Source organism: Actinocorallia aurea (genome assembly GCF_054783995.1).
In genome coordinates, this window is the sequence record NZ_BAAGPQ010000002.1 from 923,233 (window position 1) to 944,742 (window position 21,510).

The window sequence follows — 21,510 nt, forward strand, 5'->3', positions numbered from 1 at the left end:
TCCAGCAGTCGTACTTCTTCATCTCATAGACGGACGGTGCCCGACTATCGTTCCGTTTCGGGGCGATCTTCTTCAACGGTAGTGGTCAGCGGAGCACGGCCTCGACCTCGTACACGCCGATTCTGCCGTTCTCACACGCCAGCGCGGTAGTGGCGAGGTGCAGCGACCAGACGCGGGCGATCCCGTCCTCGGGCCCGGGGCCGGCGAGGTTCTCCGCCCAGGCGCGCAGCGTCCGCGCGTACTCCTCGCGCAGGGCCCGCACCCCGCGCACCTCGAGGCCGACGGCGTCCAGCAGACCGGTGAACTCGCCCAGCGTGGGCGTCTCGCCGCCCTTGCCGTAGACGTAGTCGCTGGTGAAGGGCCTGCGCAGGGCGTCGGGCCGGTGCACGGTCTGGCGGGCCAGCAGCCGCCCGCTCGGCCGCAGGGCCTTGACGATCCGGTCGAGTTCGCGGTGCACGGGGGTGGTCCCGGCCGCGGAGACGACCGCGTCGTACCTCGCGACGGCGTCCGCGGGGAACTCCGGCTCCAGGACGACGCCGGGGGCGGCCCGCTCGGGGAACGGGGTGACCGCGGTCACCTCCACTTCCGGATGATCGACGGCGAGTACCCCGGACAACACCGCGAACCCCGCGTTCATTTCCAGGACCGACTCGCCGGGCCGGGGCGCGATCCGGGCCGCGAGATCCCGGGCGTCGGCCTCCTGCGCCTCGGCCAGGCGGCCCGCGCCGTCCCACCTGCCCACGGCGGTGCCGCGGCCCTCCCCCGTCATCCGGCCGTACAGCGCGGCGGACGTCTCGGCCATCAGGCCGCCGCCGTCCTCCTCTGGGGGCGCCTTCGGCTCGGGGCCGACCGCGCCGAGCATCACCGCGGTCCGCACGATCTCCCGCTTGTCGTCGGCGCTCAGCGCGATCGGCTCGTCGCCGCGGCGCAGCACCCGCTGGAGCGCGCCGAGCGCGGCGTAGACGTCGCCCTCGATGTCGAGTTCCCCGGCGACGAACGCGCGCACGAGACCGACCTCGCCCGGCTTCCACAGCAGCCGCCGCAGCGCCCTGCGGTCCCGGATGACGAACGCCGGCGCGTCCCGCGGCCCGGTCTCGCTGCCGTCCCAGGCCCTGACCCGGACGGGCGGCTCCGGTCCCAGCAGCCGGACCAGCAGCGGCTCCAGCCGCCCCGCGACCCCGTCCCCCATGCTCACGTCCCCTTCCACCCGTCGGCGCACCGCCGATCCTAGGCAGTCCGACCCGTACCCCGGGCCCCCTACCCCGCGCGCCGCAGGACGGGTGTGCCGTGCGCCACGGGTCCGGCGGCCGAATCGGGACGGGAAAAATCCTTGGAAACCGCAAACCTATGGGGCCTGCGGGGCATCCCACTTCGTGGGGAAGGGACAGGGCCCCACGGGGGCGTTCAGCGGCGAGCCGCTGAACCCGGTCCTGTCCCACCTCCCCCGATCCCGGCTCACCGCCCGGCGAGGGCTCTGGCCCGCCGGAACGCGGTGTCCAGCATCTCCTCGGTGACGCGCCCGGTGAACGTGTTCTGCTGCGAGGGGTGGTAGCAGCCCAGCACCGTCACGTCGCCCGCGACGGCCTCCACGCCGTGTCCGAAACGGGGGCGCGGACGCGGCACGGGCAGGCCCGCCGCGGCCAGCGAGGGCCACAGGGCCTGCCAGGCGAAGCCGCCGAGCACCACGATCACCTTGGGGCGGGTCAGCTCCAGCTCCCGCACCAGCCACGGACGGCACGCGTCGCGTTCGGAAGGCAGCGGCTTGTTGTCCGGCGGAGCGCACAGCACCGTCGCGACGACCCGGGTGTGCAGCAGCCGCTGGCCGTCGCCCGCCCGGACGCTGGTCGCCTTCTCGGCGAGGCCGCACCGGTGCAGCGAGGCGAAGAGCCAGTCGCCGGAGCGGTCGCCGGTGAAGATCCGGCCGGTCCGGTTGCCGCCGTGCGCGGCGGGGGCCAGCCCGACGATGAGGATCGGCGCGTCCTCGGCCCCCCAGGAGGGGACGGGACGGCCCCAGTACCGCTCGTCGCGGAACGACCTGCGCCGCTCGACCGCGACGGTCTCGCGCCACTCCACCAGCCGCGGACAGGCCCGGCAGACCGACTGCCTGGCCTCCAGCTCCGCGTGGTCGGCGGCACCGCGCGCCAGTGCCGCGACGTCGGCGGCGTCGCGCGCGACGGGGGTCGCGGGGGTGGCGGGATCCTCCGGCCACCCGGTGCCGGGCGGGACGAACGGGGGGTTCGGCCCGCTCAGGCGAGGCTCCAGGCGATGCCGTCGAGGATGTCGTGCTCGCTGACGACGACCGCGCCGAACCCGTACTCGCGCATGATCCGGTCCAGGATGAGCGCGCCCGCGCCGATCACGTCGACCCGGCCGGGGTGCATGACGCCCAGCGCGGCCCGCTCGTCGTGCGTCATCTTCAGCAGGCGGCGGGTGATGTCGTGGACCTGCGCGGCGGTGATCCGGGACAGGTGGATGCGCTCGGAGTCGTACTCTTCGAGGCCCAGGTTGATCGCCGAGATCGTGGTCACCGAACCGGCGAGGCCGACCAGCGTGCGCGCCTCCCCGACGGGCACCTCGGCGCGGACCGCCGCCAGCTGGGCGTCGATGTCGGCGACGGCAGCGGCGATCTGCTCGGGTGAGGGCGGGTTCGCGCCCTTGAAGTGCCGCTCGGTCATCCGGACGCAGCCCATGTTGACCGACTTGGCCGCCTGCACGCCGCTCGCGCCGACGACGAACTCGGTGGAGCCGCCGCCGATGTCGACCACGAGGTAGGGGCGCAGCGGGCGCAGGGCCGCGAGCTCGCCGGTGGCGCCGGTGAAGGAGAGCGCGGCCTCCTCCTCGCCGGAGACGACCTCGGGCTCGACCCCGAAGATCTCCTTCACCCCGGCGACGAAGTCGCCGCGGTTGCGCGCGTCGCGGGTCGCGCTGGTCGCCACGACCCTGACCTTCTCGGCCCCGTGCCGCTCGATGAGCCCGGCGTAGCCGCGCATCTCCTTGAAGGTGCGCTCCAGCGCCTCGGGAGCCAGCTCGCCCGTCTGGTCGACGCCCTGGCCGAGCCGCACGATGCGCATCTCGCGCTCGATGTCCTTCAGCTCATCGCCCACGTCGGCGATGAGGAGCCGGACCGAGTTGGTCCCGCAGTCGATCGCGGCAACCCGCGTCATGAAGCGCCTCCCAGCCCTCGCCCGCTCAGGGCTCGTCAGGCAACCGTGCCAGCGTAACCGGTCCCGGAGCCGGGCGCGGCCCGGCCCGAGAACCCGCGGGGCCGACCGGCTACGGCAGTTCGGCGTCCGGGACGCACGGGCCGGAGAGCCACCAGTCGGGGAGCTCGTCGAGGGCCTCGCGGCCGAAGGGGTTGGCGCCGGGGGCGGCGAGTTCGTGGCCGACCAGGGCGTGGAGGCACTTGACGCGCTCGGGCATGCCGCCGGCGGTCTGCATGCCTTCGGGCAGCGAAGGCATGCCCGCGGCTTCGGCTGCCTTGTCGCGGCGGGCCTTGTAGTCCTCGTGGGCGGCCCGGTAGCGGGCGGCCAGCTCCGGGTCCTCGGCGAGGCGCTCCTGCATGCGGCGCATGTCGCCGCGCTCCTCCAGCCGGCCGATGGCCGAGGCGGCCTTGGGGCACGTGAGGTAGTACAGGGTCGGGAACGGCGAGCCGTCCTCCAGGTAGGGCGCGGTCTCGATCACGTCCGGCAGGCCGCACGGGCAGCGGTGCGCGACCTCCGCCGCGCCGCGGATCTCCCGGCCGAGCTGCGCCTGGACGGCGGCGACGTCACGCTCTTGCACTGCGGGCCCTTCTCAAGGTGGTGGGGTTGCTACGGCCGCTCGTCGGCGGCCTCGACGGACCCCCACAGCGTCTCGTACCAGGGCGGCGCCTTGCGCTGCTCCTGCTCTCCACCACCGTACTGGGACGCGCCGCCCTCGCCGTCCAGGACGACGAAGCACTGCTCGCCGGGGTCGCAGTAGTGCAGCCGCCGACGGGCCTCGCCCTTGATGTAGTCGGGGTCGCCGAGCCGCGACTTGCGCGCGGTGAGCTCCTCGACCTCCTCGCGCGCGGCGGCCTCCCGCTTCTGGAGCGCGGAGATCTGGGAGCGCTGGGCGATGTACTCCCGGACGGGGTAGGCGAGGCTCAGCGCGATCGCGCAGAGCACGACCGCGAGGATCGCCGCCCGCGAGGTCAGATGCGACCGGCCCCCCGCGCTGTCGCGGGGGGCTGGCGCACTGCTCCTCGGGCTGATCTAGCCCTCCCGGCCGAATCGGGGGAAGGCCGCGGCGCCGGCGTAGCGGGCCGCGTCGTCGAGCAGCTCCTCGATGCGCAGGAGCTGGTTGTACTTGGCGACCCGGTCGCTGCGGGCGGGGGCGCCGGTCTTGATCTGGCCGCAGTTGGTGGCGACGGCGAGGTCGGCGATCGTGGTGTCCTCGGTCTCACCGGACCGGTGACTCATCATGCACTTGAAGCCGTTGGTCTGGGCGAGGGTGACCGCGTCCAGGGTCTCGGTGAGCGTGCCGATCTGGTTGACCTTGACCAGCAGCGCGTTGGCGGTGCTCGTCTGGACACCGCGCGTCAGGCGCTCGGGGTTGGTGACGAAGAGGTCGTCGCCGACGAGCTGGACCTTGCTCCCGATCGCGTCGGTGAGGGCCTTCCAGCCGTCCCAGTCGTTCTCGTCCAGCGGGTCCTCGATGGAGACCAGCGGGTAGTCGGCGACGAGGGAGGCGTAGTACTGCGCCATCTCCTCGGCGGAGCGGGAAGACGCCTCGAAGGTGTAGGCGCCGTTCGCGTGGAACTCGGTGGCGGCCACGTCGAGGGCGAGGGCGACGTCGCGGCCCGCGCGCAGGCCGGCCTTCTCGATCGCGACGAGGATGAGGTCGAGCGCCTCGCGGTTGGAGGGCAGGTCGGGGGCGAAGCCGCCCTCGTCGCCGAGGCCGGTGTTCAGGCCCTTGGCCTTCAGCACGGACTTCAGCGCGTGGTAGACCTCGACGCCCCAGCGCAGGCCCTCGGAGAAGGTGGCCGCGCCGAGGGGCGCGATCATGAACTCCTGGATGTCCACGTTGGTGTCGGCGTGGGCGCCGCCGTTGAGGATGTTCATCATCGGGACCGGCAGCACGTGCGCGTTCGGGCCGCCGACGTAGCGGAACAGGGGGAGGTCGGCGGAGTCCGCGGCGGCCTTGGCGACCGCGAGGCTGACGCCGAGGATGGCGTTCGCACCGAGCTTGGCCTTGTTGGGGGTACCGTCCAGGTCGATCATGACCTGGTCGATGATCCGCTGGTCGTCGGCGTCGTAGCCGACGATCTCCTTGCCGATCACGTCGTTGACCGCCGCGACGGCCTGCTGGACGCCCTTGCCGCCGTAGCGGTCGCCGCCGTCGCGCAGCTCCACGGCCTCGAACTGGCCGGTCGAGGCGCCGGACGGGACGGCGGCCTGAGCCTGGGTGCCGTCTTCGAGCAGGATCTCGACCTCGACAGTCGGGTTGCCGCGGGAGTCGAGGATCTCCCGGGCGTGTACGGCCTCGATCGCAGACACGTGGCACTCCTTGTTCAGCATCGCGGGGGTTGCCCCCAGAGCCTATCGAAGCCCGTCATGACGTCCGTGCCTGGACTCGCCGCCCGGCCGAGTCCGAGCCGTTACCCGACCGGACCGACTATTCCTACCTATCGTGTTGACTTCGTAGGCTTCCCCTGGTCTACTTTTCGCATCAAACCAGTCGGAAATATCCAACCGGTGCGAACGCACGACTCATCCCCCCTTAGACAGTAGGAAAGATGGAGTGGAGCGCGATGAAGCTCAGCAGGAGAAAAGCCCTCGCGGCGACCGCGGCGCTGGTGATCGGCCTCCCGGCGCTCGCCGCCTGCGGTGGTGAGGACTCCGGCTCTGGTGGCGGAGGCGACGAGAAGGTCACCGTCAACCTCGGCTTCTTCCCCAACATCACGCACGCCACGGCGCTCGTGGGCCTGGAGAAGGGCATCTTCGCCGAGAAGCTGGGCTCCGACGTCACGCTGAAGAGCAGCGCCTTCAACGCCGGCCCCGCCGCCATCGAGGCCCTCTTCGCCAAGGGCGTCGACGCCACCTTCGTCGGCCCGAACCCGGCCATCAACGCCTGGTCGCAGTCCAAGGGGCAGGCCATCAAGATCATCTCGGGCGCCGCCTCCGGCGGTGTCGCCCTCGTGGTGAACCCCGACAAGATCAAGAGCGTGGACGACCTCAAGGGCAAGAAGATCGCCACCCCGCAGCTGGGCAACACCCAGGACGTGGCGATCCGCTACTACCTCAAGGAGAAGGGCCTCACGGCCAACCAGGACGGGACCGGCGACGTCTCGATCGTCCCGCAGGAGAACTCGCAGACGATCGACACCTTCAAGCAGGGCGCGATCGACGGCGCCTGGGTGCCCGAGCCCTTCGCCTCCCGCCTGATCCTCGAGAGCGGCGGCAAGAAGCTCATCGACGAGAAGACCCTGTGGCCCGACGGCAAGTTCGTCATCACCCACCTGATCGTCCGGCAGGACTTCGCCAAGGAGCACCCGGACCTCGTCCAGAAGCTCGTCGAGGCCACCGTCGCCTCCAACGACTTCATCAACAGCAACCTCGAAGAGGCCAAGACCGCGGCCAACGCGCAGCTGCAGAAGCTGACGACCAAGTCGCTGTCCAAGGAGGTGCTGGACTCGGCCTTCAAGGAGATCGAGTTCACCAACGACCCGATCGCCGCGTCGCTGACGGGCGGCGCCGAGCACGCCGAGGCCGTCGGCCTGCTCGACCCGGTCGACCTCAAGGGCATCTACGACCTGTCCTACCTGAACAAGGTCCTGACGGCGGCCGGCAAGCCGGAGGTCGCGACCCCATGACCAAGGCCCCCGAGGCCGCCGAGAGCCGGACCGCCGCCGCGGTCCGGCTCGCCGGTGTGTCCAAAGCGTTCGGATCCGGGAGCTCGGCGCTGCTCGCGCTCGACAACGTCTCCCTGGACGTCAGGCCCGGAGAGTTCGTCTGCCTGCTCGGCGCGTCCGGCTGCGGCAAGTCGACCCTCCTCAACCTCGTCGCCGACCTCGACAAGCAGAGTTCCGGCACCATCGACGTCGGCAACGCGCGCGTCGCGCTGATGTTCCAGGAGCCCGCGCTCTTCCCGTGGCTGACCGTCGGCGGCAACCTGGAGCTGGCGCTGCGCCAGCGCGGGCTGCCCCGCAAGGAGCGCGGGCCGCGCGCCGAGCAGCTCCTGGAGTCGGTGCACCTGGGCGGCTTCGCCAAGAAGCGCCCGCACCAGCTGTCCGGCGGCATGCGCCAGCGCGTCGCCCTCGCCCGCGCCCTCGCGCTCACCGAGTCCTACCAGGGCCGGCGCTCGACCCTGCTGCTCATGGACGAGCCGTTCGGCGCGCTCGACGCCATGACCCGCGACCTGCTCCACGACGAGCTGGAGCGGATCTGGCGCGAGCGGAACCTCACCGTCCTGTTCGTCACGCACAACGTCCGCGAGGCGGTCCGGCTCGGCGACCGCGTCGTGCTGCTGTCCAGCCGGCCCGGCCGGGTCATCCAGGAGTTCCCGGTGGAGTTCGACCGGCCCCGCCGCATCGACTCGCCCGAGGTCTCCGCCCTGGCCGCCGAGATCACCGACCGGCTCAAGGAGGAGGTCAGCCGCCATGGTGCTTGAGAAGACGAGCGACACGGGCCCCAAGCCCGTCAACCGGGAGCTCGCCGGGCTCGACGCCCTGGAGCTGACCGCGGGCTCCCGCAAGAACCCGCTGATCCGGGTCTACTCGGCGCTGTGGCCCATCGTGACGGCGCTGGCGATCTTCCTGTTCGCCTGGCAGTGCGTGGTCTGGTCCGGCTGGCGCGACCCGTGGGTGCTGCCCGGCCCGGCGGAGGTCCTCCCGGTCTTCTGGGACACCGTGACCTCCGGCAAGACCTGGGACGCGGTCGGCCTGACCATGCAGCGCGCGGTCGTCGGCTTCGCGCTGGCCGTCCTCATCGGCGGCGCCATCGGCGCGCTGGTGTCGCAGTCGTGGGTGCTGCGGCGGGCCTTCGGCTCGCTCATCACCGGCCTCCAGACGATGCCTTCGATCGCCTGGTTCCCGCTCGCCATCCTGCTGTTCAAGCTGAGCGAGGGCGCGATCCTGTTCGTGGTGGTCCTCGGCGCCGCGCCGTCGATCGCCAACGGGCTCATCTCGGGCGTGGACTACACGTCGCCGATCCTGCTGCGCGCGGGCAAGGTGATGGGGCTCAAGGGCTTCGGCCGGTACCGCCACCTGGTCATCCCGGCGTCGCTGCCGTCGTTCGTCGCGGGCCTCAAGCAGGGCTGGGCGTTCGCGTGGCGCTCCCTGATGGCCGGTGAACTGCTGGTGATCATCGGCGTCCAGTCGCTGGGCACCCTGCTGACCTTCAGCCGCGAGCTCAACCAGACGTCCGAGATGATCTCGGTGATGTTCATCATCCTGATCATCGGCGTGGTGGTGGACCAGCTCTTCGGCCTCGCCGACCGGTCGCTCCGCAACCGCTGGGGACTGGACGACTCCAACAGATAAGTCCGAAGGTGCCACATCGTGAGATGTGGCACTTTTCGGACGATAATCCAACTTAACGAGTCGAAATAATCGGGGAGCCCGTGCAGATCACCGCCCGAGTGGAATACGCGCTCCGCGCCCTGCTGGCCCTTGCCTCCGCGGAACCCGCCCCCCTCACCGCCGCCGCCCTCGCCGAGTCCCACGCGCTGCCGCTGACCTTCCTCCAGGCCATCCTCGGCGACCTCCGGCGCGCCGACCTCGTGCTCAACCAGCGCCTGCCCGACCCCGGCTACCGCCTTTCCAGGCCCGCCGCGACCATCACCGTCGGACAGGTCCTGCGCGCCATCGACGGCAAGCCCGCCGGACGCCGCGCGGAACCGCCCGCGAACGGGGCCGCCCAAGACGTCGTCCGCAGCCTCGACCGCCTCTGGGAAGCCGCCGACACCGCCCTCCTCGGCGTCATCGACGCGGTGTCCCTCGCGGACCTCCGCGACGGCAGACTGCCCGGCTGAACCGCGCCGCAGTGCCGTCCGGCAGGCGAACGGCCCGCGCCATCGGCGCGGGCCTCTTCCCGCTCTAGGGGGTCTCCCAGTCCGTGCCCTCGGGCCAGCCCGGGTCGGTCGGCTCGGGCCACTCGGGCCCGGCCGCGGGGTCCTTGCCCTTGGAGACGGTGAGGACGACGGTCAGACCGGAGTCGCCCGGGTCGATGAGGGCGCCCGCGGACGGATCCGTCGCGATGATCTTGTCCTCGTCGTACTTGTCGCTGTACTCGTGCGAGCCGACCTTGAAGTCGATGCCCATCCTGCCGAGGCGCTGCATGGCCGCGTCCAGGCTCATGCCGCGCAGATCCGGCATCCTGACCTCGTCCTCACCCGAGCCCTTGCGGAAGAAGAACGACGTCGGGCGGACGAACCGGCCGGCGTCGACCCCGCGCAGCGCCTCGGACATGGTGTCCTGCCAGATCGGGCCCGGGATCGTCGCGCCGTAGACGGGACCGCCGCAGTGCGTCGGAAGGCAGGTGTTCGTCATCGGGTACTTGTAGCCGCCGCGCGGGTCGCCCACCCAGACGGCCGAGGCCAGCTGCGGGGTGTACCCGGCGAACCAGGCGGCCGAGTAGTTGTCGACCGTGCCGGTCTTGCCGGCCGCCGCCCTGCCGATGCCGAGGCCCTTGCCGGTGCCCCGGGTGAGGACGCCCGACAGCACGTAGTTGACGGCGTCGGCGACCTCCTTGTCGAGCACCTGCTCGCAGTCCGCCTTCGGCACCGGGATGCTCTTGCCCGCAGTGTTGGTGATCCGCTTGATCGCGATCGGCTGGCAGTACTTGCCGCGCGCGCCGAACGCCGCGTAGGCGGCGGCGACCCGCAGCGGCGAGACGTCGTTGAAGCCGAGGGTGAAGGACGCGAACTCCTGGAGCGCGTTGCCGTCGGCCCGCTTGATGCCGAGCTTCTTGGCCATCTTCACCGTGTCGCACAGGCCCACCTTCTTCTCCAGCAGCAGGAAGAAGGTGTTCACCGAATGCCAGGAGCCGGTCAGCAGGCTGAAGCTCCGGCCGCCCTCGCCGTCGGAGGAGTTCGTGAGGACCTTGGTGTCGCTGACGTCCTTGCCCTTGCAGTCCTTGAAGCCGCTCGGGGCGTAACCGGTCGGCGCGGTGATCCGATCGCCGATCGCCATGCCCTCGTCGAACGCGGCGGCCAGGGTGAAGGCCTTGAAGGTGGAGCCGGCGGCCATGCCGATGCTGGTGCCGTGGTCGGCGTCGGCGGCGAAGTTGATCCAGGTCTTGCCGCGCTGCTCGTTCGGGCCGAGTTCGCGGCCGACGTCCATGCCCTTGATCTCGCCCGTGCCCGGCTCGACCAGCACCTGCGCAGCGGCCTTGCCCTCGTCGTTCTTGGCCGGGACATGCCGTAGCAACGCCTTGTGGGCGGCGTTCTGGGTCTGCCAGTCCAGTGTCGTGCGGATCGTCAGGCCGCCGTTCCACAGCAGCCGCTCGCGCTCCTGCGGGGTCTTGCCGAAGATCTTGTTGGTGAGGATCTCGCGCTGCACGTAGTCGCAGAAGAACGCGGCCTTGCTCTCGGTGCAGCCGTTCTTGGTCTCGGTGAGCTTGACCTTGAGCGGCTTGTCCTTCTCGGCCTCGGCCGTCGCGGCGTCGATGACGCCGAGCTCCGCCATCCGGTCCAGGACGACGTTCCTGCGGTTGACCGCGCCCTCCGGGTTCAGCCGCAGGTTGTACTGGTTGCCGTTCTTCAGGGCCCCCGCGAGCGTCGCGGCCTGGCCGAGGGACAGCTTGGAGGCCGGGACGGAGAAGTACCGACGCGACGCGGCCTCGATGCCGTAGGCGCCGTCGCCGAAATAGGCGACGTTGAGGTACTTCTCCAGGATCTCGTCCTTGGGGAACCGCTCCTCGACCGCGATCGCGTAGCGCAGCTCGCGGATCTTGCGGCCGGGCGTCGCCTCGACCGCGTCCAGCCGCTCCGCGTCGGTCTCGGCGTTCACGTAGAGCAGGTTCTTCACGTACTGCTGGGTGATGCCCGAGCCGCCCTGCGGCGCGGTGCCGCCGGAACCGTCGAGGTTGGAGGCCAGCGCCCGCAGGGTGCCCTTCAGGTCGAGGGCGCCGTGCTCGTAGAACCTCTCGTCCTCGATGGCGACGACCGCCTTCGCGGCGATCGGCGCGACCTTCGCCAGCGGGATGTCGACCCGGTTCTGGCGGTAGAAGGTGGCGATCGTCGTGCCGTCCGCGGCGAGGATGGTGGACCGCTGCGGCGTCGTGAGGTCGCCGAGGTCGACGGGCTCGGTGAGGAGCCAGTCCGCCGAGTCGCGCGCGCCCACCCCCGCCACGCAGGCGAGCGGCAGCACCAAGAGCGCGCTCAGCAGGCCCGCGAGGGCGCTGTACCCGGCCAGACGCCTTACGGCACCGGCTTTCCCGCGCCCACGGGCGTCCGAGTCCATGGCGGACACCATAGACCGGACGTATGTCACAAAACCAGCAGCCCCCCGAGGCCAGACCATGTACCGGTCATCCCCGCGAGCGGCCTTCCCATGCCTCCACCAGCGACCGGAACTCGCCATTCCAGGCCTTGAGCTCATCATTCGCGGTGCGCGCAGCGGCCACACGGGCCTCGAAACCCGCGAACAGCCCCTCCGGCACTCCCGCCTTGCGGGCCTTGCGCACAAGGTCCTCGGACTCCGGCACCGCGGGCATCGACCGGGGCACACCGCCCAGAAGCGGACGGCCCGCCTTCTCGGCCTTCTTGATCTCGTCCCAGTTGGCGACGACCTCGTCCGCGCCGGACACGTCCACGTCGGCGAAGACGTGCGGATGGCGGCGGACGAGCTTCTCGACGATCCCGGCGGCCACGTCGTCGATGGTGAAGCCGTCCTCGCGCTCGGCGGCCACCGCGGCGTGGAAGGCGACCTGGAACAGGACGTCGCCGAGTTCCTCGCACAGCTCGTCCGGGTCGCCCGAGGCGATCGCGTCGACCGCCTCGTAGGTCTCCTCGATGAGGTACGGCACGAGGGAGGCGTGGGTCTGCTGCCTGTCCCACGGGCAGTCGCGGCGCAGCCTGCGCATCACCTCGACCATGTCGAGCAGGCGGGCGCCCGGCAGGTCGTACGAGCCGTGCACGACCTCGACGTCCAGCGGATCGGCCACCACGAGCTCACCGACCCGGGCCGCGAAGGCCGCGTCGCCGTCAGGGGCCGCCAGCCAGACGACGTCCCCCTCCCGGGCGGCGGCCACGACCGCGCGCGCGTCAGGCTCGACCTCCTCGACGGCGACGCCCGCGTCCCGCAGGTACGGAAGCTGGGGATGGTCGCCCGAGGCGGTCAGCACCCTCCCGGCATGCAACGCCGACCAGGCCCGCCACGTCAGCAGCCCCGGCGCGACCCGATGCGAAGTCGCCAGCAGAACCAGACTCACCTGACCTCCTCTTGGGGCCGGTGACCATGGGGCCTGTCCTCATGGGGCCGGAGACCGGCTCTTTGAGAGCCCGGCTGCGCCGGGGAGCCGGTCACCGGGCGGTCCTCATCGGGCCGGAGACCGGCTCTTTGAGAGCCCGGCTGCGCCGGGGAGCCGGTCACCGGCCCGTGCCCGTCGCGAGGGCCGAGAGGTGCTGGATCGGCGGGTAGAGCATGCCGAGGCGCACGCCCGAGGCGTAGTCGTCGCCGAAGCGCGGGTTCACCTTGATGCCCATTGCGCGGGCCGACGCGCCGAACGCGTCGCCGACCTGGCGGACCGCGGCGTCCTCGTCGGCGGCGCCCTGGGAGAGGCGGTCGGTGATGAGGAGGGTCCTGGCGAACTGGCGGCTGTGCGAGGGGGCCACGCCGAACCGCATCGCCACCTGGTCGAACCGCGCGGTCTGGCCGCCGGTGAGCTGGGAGACGAACTGATCGACCTGGGCGTCGGTCACCTCGATGCCGCGCTCCGCGGCCGTCCGATCGGCGACCCGCATGCCGATCAGGCCCGCGAGGATGCTGCCCTGGAGGGAATCGGCCTGCGGGAGCAGGAGAATGCTGCGGTCCAGCGGGTGGCGGGCGTAGAACCGCTGCCATTCCTCGGTGGCCGTGCCGAGGTCGTCCTGGCTGATGCGCGGGGCGTCGGCGAAGGTCGCCGCCGCGCCCATCCTCACCTGGCCGCCGCCGCAGGCCGTGGTAGTCAGGAGGAGGGCCACGACCGCGAACGTCATTCTGATCACCCGGTTACCTTACTGACGGGTGATCTGTTCCAGGAAGAGCGCGTCGACGGCGTCCGTGGCCCAGCGCAGCATGTCCCCGTCCTTCAGCGGCCTGCCGCCGATGGGGCTGGTCTTCGGCGTCGGGATGAGCAGGTGTCCCGTCTTCATGATGCTCTTGGGGTAGAGGCGCTGCATCCGCAGGAAGCGCGACTCGGGCAGCATGTCGCCCTCGTGGCCCGACTTGGCGAACCTGACATAGTTGCCCTGGAGCACGATCTCGGTCAGGCCCGCCTCGCGCGCCTTGGACCGGAACCTGGCGACCTCCATCAGGTTGAGCACGGCGAGCGGGGGCGCGCCGAAGCGGTCCTTCAGCTCCTCCAGCACGCCGGGGATCTCGTCGGGCGAGGTGATGCCCGCGATCCGGCGGTAGGCCTCCAGCCGCAGCCGCTCGCCCGGCACGTACTCGTGCGGGATGTGCGCGTCCACGGGCAGTTCGACCTTCGTCTCCGGCGGCGGCGCCTCGACCCCGGTCTCCTTCAGCTCCCGGACCGCCTCGCCGACCATCCGGACGTAGAGGTCGAAGCCGACGCCCGCGACGTGGCCGGACTGCTCGCCGCCCAGGATGTTGCCCGCGCCGCGGATCTCCAGGTCCTTCATCGCGACGAACATGCCCGCGCCGATCTCGGTGTGCTGAGCGATCGTCGCGAGCCGCTCGTGCGCGGTCTCGGACAGCGGCGTCTCCGGCGGGTACAGGAAGTAGGAGTAAGCGCGCTCGCGGCCTCGGCCGACGCGCCCGCGGAGCTGGTGCAGCTGGGACAGGCCGTACATGTCGGCCCTGTCCACGATGAGGGTGTTGGCGTTGGGGATGTCCAGGCCGGACTCGACGATGGTCGTGGCGACCAGGACGTCGTAGTTCTTCTCCCAGAAGTCGACCATCACCTTCTCGAGCTGCTGCTCGTTCATCTGGCCGTGCGCCGTCGCGATCCGCGCCTCGGGCACCAGCTCCCGCAGCGTCGCCGCGACCTTGTTGATCGACTTCACCCGGTTGTGCACGAAGAAGACCTGGCCCTCGCGCAGCAGCTCGCGCCGGATCGCCGCGCCGATCTGCTTGGTGTCGTAGGGGCCGACGAAGGTGAGGACGGGGTGCCGCTCCTCCGGCGGGGTGAGGATCGTCGACATCTCCCGGATGCCGGTGAGGCCCATCTCCAGGGTGCGCGGGATCGGCGTGGCCGACATCGCCAGCACGTCGACCTGGGTGCGCAGCCGCTTCAGCTCCTCCTTGTGCTCGACGCCGAAGCGCTGCTCCTCGTCGATGATCACCAGGCCCAGGTTCTTGAACCTGGTCGACGGGCTGAGCAGCCGGTGCGTGCCGACCACGAGGTCGACGGTGCCGTCGGCGACCCCGCGCAGGGTCTCGGCCACCTCGGCGTCGGACTGGAACCGGGAGATCGGCTTCACCACGACGGGGAAGGTGCTGAACCTCTCGGAGAACGTCGAGAGGTGCTGCTGGACCAGCAGGGTCGTCGGCACCAGGACCGCGACCTGCTTGCCGTCCTGGACCGCCTTGAACGCCGCCCGGACCGCGATCTCGGTCTTGCCGTAGCCGACGTCGCCGCAGATCAGCCGGTCCATCGGGACGGGCCGCTCCATGTCGCCCTTGACCTCGTCGATGGCGGCGAGCTGGTCGGGGGTCTCGGCGTAGGGGAACGCGTCCTCCAACTCCCGCTGCCAGACGGTGTCGGGGCCGAAGGCGTGGCCGGGGCTCGCCATGCGCGCGGAGTAGAGCCGGATCAGCTCGCCCGCGATCTGCTTGACGGCCTTCTTCGCCCGCGACTTCGCCTTCTGCCAGTCGGCGCCGCCGAGCCGGTGCAGCGACGGGGACTCGCCGCCGACGTACCTGGTCAGCTCCTCCAACTGGTCGGTCGGCACGAAGAGGCGGTCGCCCTTGGCGTATTCGAGGATGAGGTACTCGCGGGTCGCGCCCTGGACCGTCCGGGAGACCATCTCCACATAGCGGCCGACGCCGTGCTGCTCGTGCACCACGTAGTCGCCCGCCGACAGCTGGAGCGGGTCGATGCCGCCGCGGCGGCGCGACGGCATGCGCCGCATGTCCTTCGTGGAGGACTTCTGGCCGGACAGGTCGGTCTCGGTGAGCACGACGAGCTTCACGTCCCCCTTCCCCCCGTCCCGCCCTCCGGAGTCCCAGATGAAGCCGTGCTCCAAGCGCGCGGTGGTCACCCACACCGTGCCCTCGACCTGGGTGCGCTGGGCGGGGATGCCCGCGTCCTTCAGCACCGCGGTGTAGCGCTCGGCGGGGCCCGCGCCCTCGCTGGTGAGGACGACCTGCCAGCCCGCCTCGTGCCAGCCGCGCACGTCGGCGACGACCTTCTCGCGGTCGCCCCGGTAGGAGTCGGCGGCCTGGACGCCGAGCACGATGTCGTCCTCGCCCGCCGCGAGCGGGCTGGTGCTCCACCACGGCACGTCGAGGGCGTCCGCGCGCTCCTGGACCTCGTCAAGGGTGCGGTAGGCCGCGCCGCCGAGGTCGATCGGGGCCTCGCCGCCCGCCGCCGCGTTCACCCAGGACGCCTCAAGGAACTCCTGGCTCGTGGAGACGAGGTCGGCGGCCCTGCCGCGGATGCGCTCGGGGTCGCACACCAGGACCCGGCTGCCCTTGGGCAGCAGGTCGACCAGCAGCTCCATCCCGCCCGCGAGGATCGGGGAGAACGCCTCCATCCCCTCGACGGCCTCGCCCTCGGCCATCCGGGTGAGGACGTCGGCGAGCGCGGGGTGGTCGGCGGCCAACTGCGCGGCCCGCGCCCTGACCTCCGCGGTGAGCGGCAGCTCCCGGCAAGGCGGCGCCCACAGGCCGTCCTGGGCGACCTCCAGCGAGCGCTGGTCGGCGGCCTTGAAGTAGCGGATCTCCTCGACCTGGTCGCCCCAGAACTCGACGCGCAGCGGGTGCTGCTCGGCGGCCGGGAACACGTCGAGGATGCCGCCGCGCACCGCGATCTCGCCGCGCTTCTCCACCAGGTCCACCCGGTCGTAGCCGGCGGTGACCAGGCGCGTGACGACCTCGTCCATGTCGATCTCGTCGCCCGCGCGCAGCCGGACCGGCTCCAGGTCGCCCAGACCCGCGACGACAGGCTGGAGCACCGCCCGCACCGGCGCGACCACGACCTTCAGCGGGCCGCTCGCCGGGTCGGCGGGCTCGGGGTGCGCGAGGCGGCGCAGCACCGCGAGGCGCTGGCCCACGGTGTCGCTGCGCGGCGACAGCTTCTCGTGCGGCAACGTCTCCCAGGACGGGAAGTGCGCGACCGCGTGCGGGTCGAGCAGGCTCGTCAGCGCCGAAGCGAGGTCCTCGGCCTCCCGGCCCGTCGCGGTGACGGCGAGCACCGTCGCGCCGTCGGCGGCGGTCCGCGACAGGGCGGCGGCCAGCAGCGGGCGCAGCGACGGCGGCCCGACCAGCGGATGCCGCGCGGATTCCAGCCCCGCGCGCAGACGCGGGTCGGTGAGGAGCAGATCGAGCAGTGGGATGAGAGACATCATCGACCTTGGGGTAGGCGGGCAGCCCGAAAATCCCGAAGACCTCAGGTTGACTCCGGGCAGGATTCAAGGGTACGCGCCGCCGCGGGCCCTTCCGGAGGCGAGGACACGTTTCCCGCGAGAAAGCCCGAATACCGGACCGCGCCCCCATCCATGGCTACGCTGCGGGATCATGACCGAGCTATCTGTGAGGGACCGCCCGGTCTCGGGCCCGGCTCCCGTCGCCGAACTCTTCGCCGAGCGGGTCAGACTGCACGCCCTGGACAAGGGACTGGCGAAGATCCATGTGCTGGAGGCCGGCTGCGGCCGGGGCCCCGGCCTCGACCTGCCCGAGGGGGTGGCCGGGCACGTCACCGGCATCGACCTCGACACGCCCGCGCTGCGCGCGCACACGATGGCGCGCACCGGCCTGCACACCTACCACCTGGGCGACCTGCGCAGCGCGCCGCTGCCGCCCCGCTCCTTCGACGTGGTCCACGCCGACGGCCTGATCGAGCGGATCACCAACGCCGAACTGGTCATGGACCGGATGGTCGCCGCGCTCAAGCCCGGCGGACTGCTCCTGGTCCGCTTCATCGACCGGGACAGCGCCCAGGGCCTGCTGCGTCGGACCCTGCCGCGCCGCGTGCTGGGCGCGCTCGGGGTCGGCGGATCACGCGGCGAGAGCCCCCGGGAGAGCCCCGCGCCGGTCTTCGAGCCGGTCAGCTCGCTCGCCGGGTTCCGCAGCTGGTGCCTGATGCGGGGACTGGTGATCGCCGAGGCGCACGTGCACCGGGTCCCGGTGAGCACCCCGGTCCGGATCCTGGCCCGGCTCATCGCGATCTTCACGCACGGCCGCTTCACCTCCGGCCACGCCGAGCTGTCGCTGGTCATCCGCAAACCCGAGAACCGGTTCGCCCGGATCATCTGAACCCCGTCCCTACCGTCCGGTCGTGCTCTCGGGGACGCGGCCGGGCGGTAGTTTTGCGGCGTGAGCAACCCACTGCCTGAGGACCTTCACGGGCTGGCCTCGACGACCCCCGCCCCGGCCGAACTCGCCGACCTGGAACAGCTCCTCGCCGGGGCGTTCCGGCCCCTCACGGGATTCCTCGGCCCGCTGGACGCCGCCGCGGTCGACGCGGGAGGTCGCCTGCGCGACGGGACGCCGTGGCCCTCCCCCGTCCTGCTGACGGTGCCCGAGTCCCTGGCCGGCGAGAAGCGGATCATTCTCCAGGACCCCGAGACCGTGCCGCTGGCCGTCCTGGACGTCACCGAGGCGTGGAGCGACCCCGCGGCCCCCGCCGGGCACTTCCGGCTCGCCGGGACCCTGACACCGCTGCGGGAGCCGTCCTACGGGGCGTTCCGCAGGCTGCGCCGCCGCCCGCCCGCGGAAGGCGCCGACGCCCCCGCCGTGCTGGCCGTCGCCACCCGCGAGCCGCTGCACCGGGCCCGGCTCGGCCAGATCAAGCAGACCGCCGAGCGGCTCGGCCTGCCCGTGCTGGTGCTGGCGCTGCTGTCCGGGGCGCACGACCAGGAACTGGTCCGGGCGCTACTGGCGGTCCAGCGGGAGCTGCCCGAGGGCGCCGAGATCATCACCGTGAACCTCGCGCCCCGCGCCGACGCGCTGCGCGACCAGGCGCTCGCCGCGCACGTCGCCGCCGCCTACGGGGCGACCCACCTGCTGAGCGACGCCCCGCTGACCGAGGTCCCGCTGACGGTCGTCGCGCCGGAGGAGTGGGCCTACGACACCGAGCACGAGGTGTGGAGGCCGCTCGCCCGGATCGCCGAGCGCCGCGCCCGCGCGGCGCTGACGGCCGAGGAGCTGGGCGGGATGCTGGACCGCGGCGAGCAGGTCCCCGAGTGGTTCACGCCGCCCGCGGTCGCCGCCGAGCTGCGCCGGGCCCGCCCGCCGCGGCACGAGCGGGGCGTCACCGTGTTCTTCACCGGCCTCTCCGGCTCAGGCAAGTCGACGGTCGCGCGCGCGCTGGGCGACGCGTTGGTCGAGAGCGGCGAGCGGACGGTCTCCCTGCTCGACGGCGACGTCGTGCGGCAGATGCTGTCGTCCGGGCTGACCTTCTCCAAGGCCGACCGCGACCTCAACATCCGTCGGATCGGCTTCGTGGCCGCCGAGATCTCCCGGCACGGCGGCCTCGCGATCTGCGCGCCGATCGCGCCCTACGCCGCGACCCGGGCCGAGGTCCGCCGGATGGTCGAGGCGGTCGGCGACTTCGTGCTGATCCACGTCGCGACCCCGCTGGAGGAGTGCGAGCGGCGCGACCGCAAGGGCCTGTACGCCAAGGCCCGCGCGGGTCTGATCCCGGAGTTCACCGGCATCTCCGACCCGTACGAGACGCCCGAGGACGCCGAACTCGTGATCGACACCACAGGGCGTCCGGTTTCCGAATGTGTCGACGAGGTGATGAAGCACCTCGCGGCGGGCGGCTGGCTCCGCTCCCAGGGGGCTTGAGCAGGGTCGCCCGCACCTTCGCGACCGGCGTTCTCGCAGGTCAAGGCCACGTAAGGTAAGGGGCCGTCCACCTTCCGCAACTTGCCCGGGGGGAGGGCGGCCCCTATAGTTTGTGACGAATTATTTCCTAGTATTTCCATGGGATATACCGATGCACTTTGACGTGACGATGGCCATCGGATCGTTCCTCGTGGCGATCGTCGTCGGGCTGACCGGCATGGGCGGCGGCGCCCTCATGACGCCGATGCTCGTGACGTTCTTCGGTGTCCCGCCCCTCACCGCGGTCTCCAGCGACCTCGTCGCCTCGGCCGTGATGAAGCCCGTCGGCAGCTTCGTGCACCTCCGCCGCGGCACCGTGCATCTCAGGCTCGTCGGCTGGCTGTGCCTCGGCTCCGTGCCCGCCGCGTTCTGCGGTGTGCTCATCGCCCGCGCGCTCGGCGACGGCGAGGCGACCCAGGAATTCATCGAGAAGGCCATGGGCGTCGCCCTGCTGATCGCCGCCTTCGGCATCGTCTACCGCCTCTACCAGGGTATGCGCGACAAGAAGGCGGGCGTCCAGACCACCGAGAAGGCCGCCGAGCCCCTCCGGATGCGGCCGCTGCCGACCGTGCTCGTCGGCGCCGTCGGCGGCGTCGTCGTCGGGATCACCTCGGTCGGGTCCGGCTCGCTGATCATCGTGGCGCTGCTCGCGCTCTACCCCATGCTCAAGGCCAACCAGCTCGTCGGCACCGACCTCGTCCAGGCCGTCCCGCTGGTCGCCGCCGCCGCGCTCGGCCACATCCTCTTCGGCGACTTCCAGCTCGCGGTCACCGCGCCCCTCCTCGTCGGCTCCATCCCCGGCGTCTACCTCGGTGCGCGGATCTCCGCGCACGCCCCCGGCGACCTCATCCGCCGTGCCCTCGCCGTCGTCCTCGTCGCCAGCGCGCTCAAGATGTTCGGCGTCCCGGTCACCGCCCTCGCCTGGATCATCGCGACCTTCGCCGTCGCCGCCCTCGCCACCTGGATCACCCTCCGCCTCCGCCGCCGAGCCGCCACCCCGGCCCCCGAAGAGATCACGGCGGGCGCGGCCGAGCGCTGAGCCCTGCCGGACGGCCCGAAACCCGGGCTACGGGCGGCTCACCTCGGGAGATCCACGGCAATCACGCGCTGACGGGTGCGGTCGATCTTCCTTACCGGGGACGATGGAAGCGCGCCCCCGCCTCCTTTCCAGCCGCGTGTAAGGCCGCCCATGGACCCCGAGCAGATTCCCGACCGCGTCTTCTCCTCCGACGGGCTCGGCAAGGCCCAGCGCGCAGGGGGCGCCTGCGCCTCGTGCGGCAAGCGGTGGCCCCGGCCGCGCCGGCCGATCGGACGGCTCACCGACGGGACCGTCCTCCATGTCTGCGACGACTGTTCGCCGGACGTGGAGATCGTCGATGATGGGGGCGATCCGCCGCCGACGTGAGGAGCACCCGATGGCCGACGCGTGGCTCGTGACCGGGGCGGGCGGCATGCTCGGCGCGGACCTGACGGCCCTGCTGCGGGCCGTGGGGCGGCCCGTCACCGCCGCGGCGCGGACCGATCTCGACCTCACCGACGAGGCCGCCGCGGCCGAAGCCGTCCGGGGGCACGCCACGGTGGTCAACTGCGCGGCCTGGACCGCCGTGGACGCGGCCGAGGAGGCCGAGGAGTCCGCGCTGGCGGTCAACGGCACCGCCGTCGGCCCGCTGGCCCGCGCCTGCGCCGCGCGGGGCGCGACGCTGATCCAGATCTCCACCGACTACGTCCTGCCCGGGACCGGCCCCGAACCCGCACCCGAGGACGCGCCCACGGGGCCACTCAACGCCTACGGGCGCACCAAGCTCGCCGGGGAGCGGGCGGCGCTCGCGCACGGCGGCCTGGTGCTGCGGACGGCCTGGCTCTACGGGGCGCACGGACCCAATTTCGTCGCGACCATGGCCCGTCTGGCCCGTGAGCGCGACACCGTGGACGTCGTCGCCGACCAGCACGGCCAGCCCACCTGGACGGCCGACCTCGCCGCCCGGATCATCGCGCTGGCCGACTCGGGCGCGCCCTCGGGCGTCTACCACGGCACCAACTCCGGGCGGACGACCTGGTACGGGCTGGCCCGCGCCGTCTTCGCCGGGCTCGGGCTCGACCCCGACCGGGTGCGGCCGACGACCACGGACCGGTTCCCCCGGCCCGCCGCCCGCCCCGCCTACAGCCTGCTCGGCCACGACGGCTGGAAGGCCGCGGGCCTGCCTCCCCTGCGCCGCTGGGAGGACGCCCTCGCCGAGTACCTCCGCACGGCGTCCCCGACGGAGGATCTGGCCCCGAGGTGACAGGCCGGTTCCTGCCACGGATCTTCCCGCGCCGGACGCCCGCCGGGCCGCCCG

Annotated in this window: 19 protein-coding genes; 9 read left to right on the forward strand and 10 right to left on the reverse strand. The window is 72.0% G+C overall.

Annotation, left to right across the window (positions count from 1 at the left end; genetic code table 11):
* Positions 1–85: 85 nt before the first annotated feature.
* The 6 genes from ACYVOM_RS04450 to eno form a co-directional block, all read right to left on the reverse strand.
* Positions 86–1,189: a class I SAM-dependent methyltransferase gene (locus ACYVOM_RS04450; protein ID WP_460302346.1), complete on the reverse strand. Its 1,104-nt coding sequence runs from the start codon at positions 1,187–1,189 to the stop codon at positions 86–88.
* 266 nt (positions 1,190–1,455) lie between these two features.
* Entirely contained in the window at positions 1,456–2,073 is a 618-nt protein-coding gene (locus ACYVOM_RS04455; RefSeq protein WP_460301911.1) for a uracil-DNA glycosylase, read from the reverse strand.
* A 173-nt stretch (positions 2,074–2,246) separates the two neighbouring features.
* Positions 2,247–3,164 carry a Ppx/GppA phosphatase family protein gene (locus tag ACYVOM_RS04460; RefSeq protein WP_460301912.1) on the reverse strand — a complete coding sequence of 306 codons (918 nt, stop codon included), beginning with the start codon at positions 3,162–3,164 and terminating at the stop codon, positions 2,247–2,249.
* A 109-nt stretch (positions 3,165–3,273) separates the two neighbouring features.
* Positions 3,274–3,780, reverse strand: a complete 507-nt coding sequence (locus ACYVOM_RS04465; RefSeq protein ID WP_460301913.1) for a DUF501 domain-containing protein — start codon at positions 3,778–3,780, stop codon at positions 3,274–3,276.
* 29 nt (positions 3,781–3,809) lie between these two features.
* Positions 3,810–4,145 carry an FtsB family cell division protein gene (locus ACYVOM_RS04470; RefSeq protein WP_460301914.1) on the reverse strand — a complete coding sequence of 112 codons (336 nt, stop codon included), beginning with the start codon at positions 4,143–4,145 and terminating at the stop codon, positions 3,810–3,812.
* Between the two features lie 87 nt (positions 4,146–4,232).
* On the reverse strand, positions 4,233–5,516 hold the full coding sequence (gene eno, locus ACYVOM_RS04475) for a phosphopyruvate hydratase (RefSeq protein WP_460301915.1): 1,284 nt from the start codon (positions 5,514–5,516) through the stop codon (positions 4,233–4,235).
* A gap of 239 nt (positions 5,517–5,755) precedes the next feature.
* Here eno and ACYVOM_RS04480 point away from each other — a divergent pair, with 239 nt between their 5' ends.
* From ACYVOM_RS04480 to ACYVOM_RS04495, 4 genes are all read left to right on the forward strand, one after another.
* On the forward strand, positions 5,756–6,832 hold the full coding sequence (locus ACYVOM_RS04480; protein WP_460301916.1) for an ABC transporter substrate-binding protein: 1,077 nt from the start codon (positions 5,756–5,758) through the stop codon (positions 6,830–6,832).
* Positions 6,829–7,629, forward strand: a complete 801-nt coding sequence (locus tag ACYVOM_RS04485) for an ABC transporter ATP-binding protein (RefSeq protein WP_460301917.1) — start codon at positions 6,829–6,831, stop codon at positions 7,627–7,629. Before ACYVOM_RS04480 ends, ACYVOM_RS04485 begins: the two co-directional genes overlap by 4 nt.
* Positions 7,619–8,500 carry an ABC transporter permease gene (locus ACYVOM_RS04490; protein WP_460301918.1) on the forward strand — a complete coding sequence of 294 codons (882 nt, stop codon included), beginning with the start codon at positions 7,619–7,621 and terminating at the stop codon, positions 8,498–8,500. Before ACYVOM_RS04485 ends, ACYVOM_RS04490 begins: the two co-directional genes overlap by 11 nt.
* Before the next feature lie 80 nt (positions 8,501–8,580).
* On the forward strand, positions 8,581–8,991 hold the full coding sequence (locus tag ACYVOM_RS04495) for an Rrf2 family transcriptional regulator (protein ID WP_460301919.1): 411 nt from the start codon (positions 8,581–8,583) through the stop codon (positions 8,989–8,991).
* 64 nt (positions 8,992–9,055) lie between these two features.
* Here ACYVOM_RS04495 and ACYVOM_RS04500 read toward each other — a convergent pair whose 3' ends face one another.
* The 4 genes from ACYVOM_RS04500 to mfd all read right to left on the reverse strand — a co-directional run bounded on the left by ACYVOM_RS04500 (position 9,056) and on the right by mfd (position 16,689).
* A complete protein-coding gene (locus tag ACYVOM_RS04500; protein WP_460301920.1) occupies positions 9,056–11,422 on the reverse strand; it encodes a transglycosylase domain-containing protein in 2,367 nt (788 codons plus the stop codon).
* A 67-nt stretch (positions 11,423–11,489) separates the two neighbouring features.
* Positions 11,490–12,392, reverse strand: coding sequence for a nucleoside triphosphate pyrophosphohydrolase (locus tag ACYVOM_RS04505; protein WP_460301921.1), 903 nt, complete (start codon positions 12,390–12,392; stop codon positions 11,490–11,492).
* A 157-nt stretch (positions 12,393–12,549) separates the two neighbouring features.
* Complete coding sequence (locus ACYVOM_RS04510; RefSeq protein ID WP_460301922.1) at positions 12,550–13,167, reverse strand: hypothetical protein; 618 nt, start codon at positions 13,165–13,167, stop codon at positions 12,550–12,552.
* 9 nt (positions 13,168–13,176) lie between these two features.
* Positions 13,177–16,689 (reverse strand): transcription-repair coupling factor, encoded by a 3,513-nt coding sequence (gene mfd / locus ACYVOM_RS04515; protein ID WP_460302347.1) that lies wholly within the window; start codon positions 16,687–16,689, stop codon positions 13,177–13,179.
* Between the two features lie 172 nt (positions 16,690–16,861).
* On the opposite strand from mfd, the gene ACYVOM_RS04520 reads away from it, so the two are divergent.
* The 5 genes from ACYVOM_RS04520 (at position 16,862) to rfbD (ending at position 21,456) form a co-directional block, all read left to right on the forward strand.
* Positions 16,862–17,599, forward strand: coding sequence for a class I SAM-dependent methyltransferase (locus ACYVOM_RS04520; RefSeq protein WP_460301923.1), 738 nt, complete (start codon positions 16,862–16,864; stop codon positions 17,597–17,599).
* Positions 17,600–17,659: 60 nt separating this feature from the next.
* Entirely contained in the window at positions 17,660–19,135 is a 1,476-nt protein-coding gene (cysC, locus tag ACYVOM_RS04525; RefSeq protein WP_460301924.1) for an adenylyl-sulfate kinase, read from the forward strand.
* Between the two features lie 151 nt (positions 19,136–19,286).
* Positions 19,287–20,213: a sulfite exporter TauE/SafE family protein gene (locus ACYVOM_RS04530; protein WP_460301925.1), complete on the forward strand. Its 927-nt coding sequence runs from the start codon at positions 19,287–19,289 to the stop codon at positions 20,211–20,213.
* Positions 20,214–20,363: 150 nt separating this feature from the next.
* Positions 20,364–20,579 (forward strand): hypothetical protein, encoded by a 216-nt coding sequence (locus ACYVOM_RS04535; RefSeq protein ID WP_460301926.1) that lies wholly within the window; start codon positions 20,364–20,366, stop codon positions 20,577–20,579.
* 10 nt (positions 20,580–20,589) lie between these two features.
* Positions 20,590–21,456 carry a dTDP-4-dehydrorhamnose reductase gene (gene rfbD / locus ACYVOM_RS04540; protein ID WP_460301927.1) on the forward strand — a complete coding sequence of 289 codons (867 nt, stop codon included), beginning with the start codon at positions 20,590–20,592 and terminating at the stop codon, positions 21,454–21,456.
* The last annotated feature ends 54 nt before the right edge of the window (positions 21,457–21,510 follow it).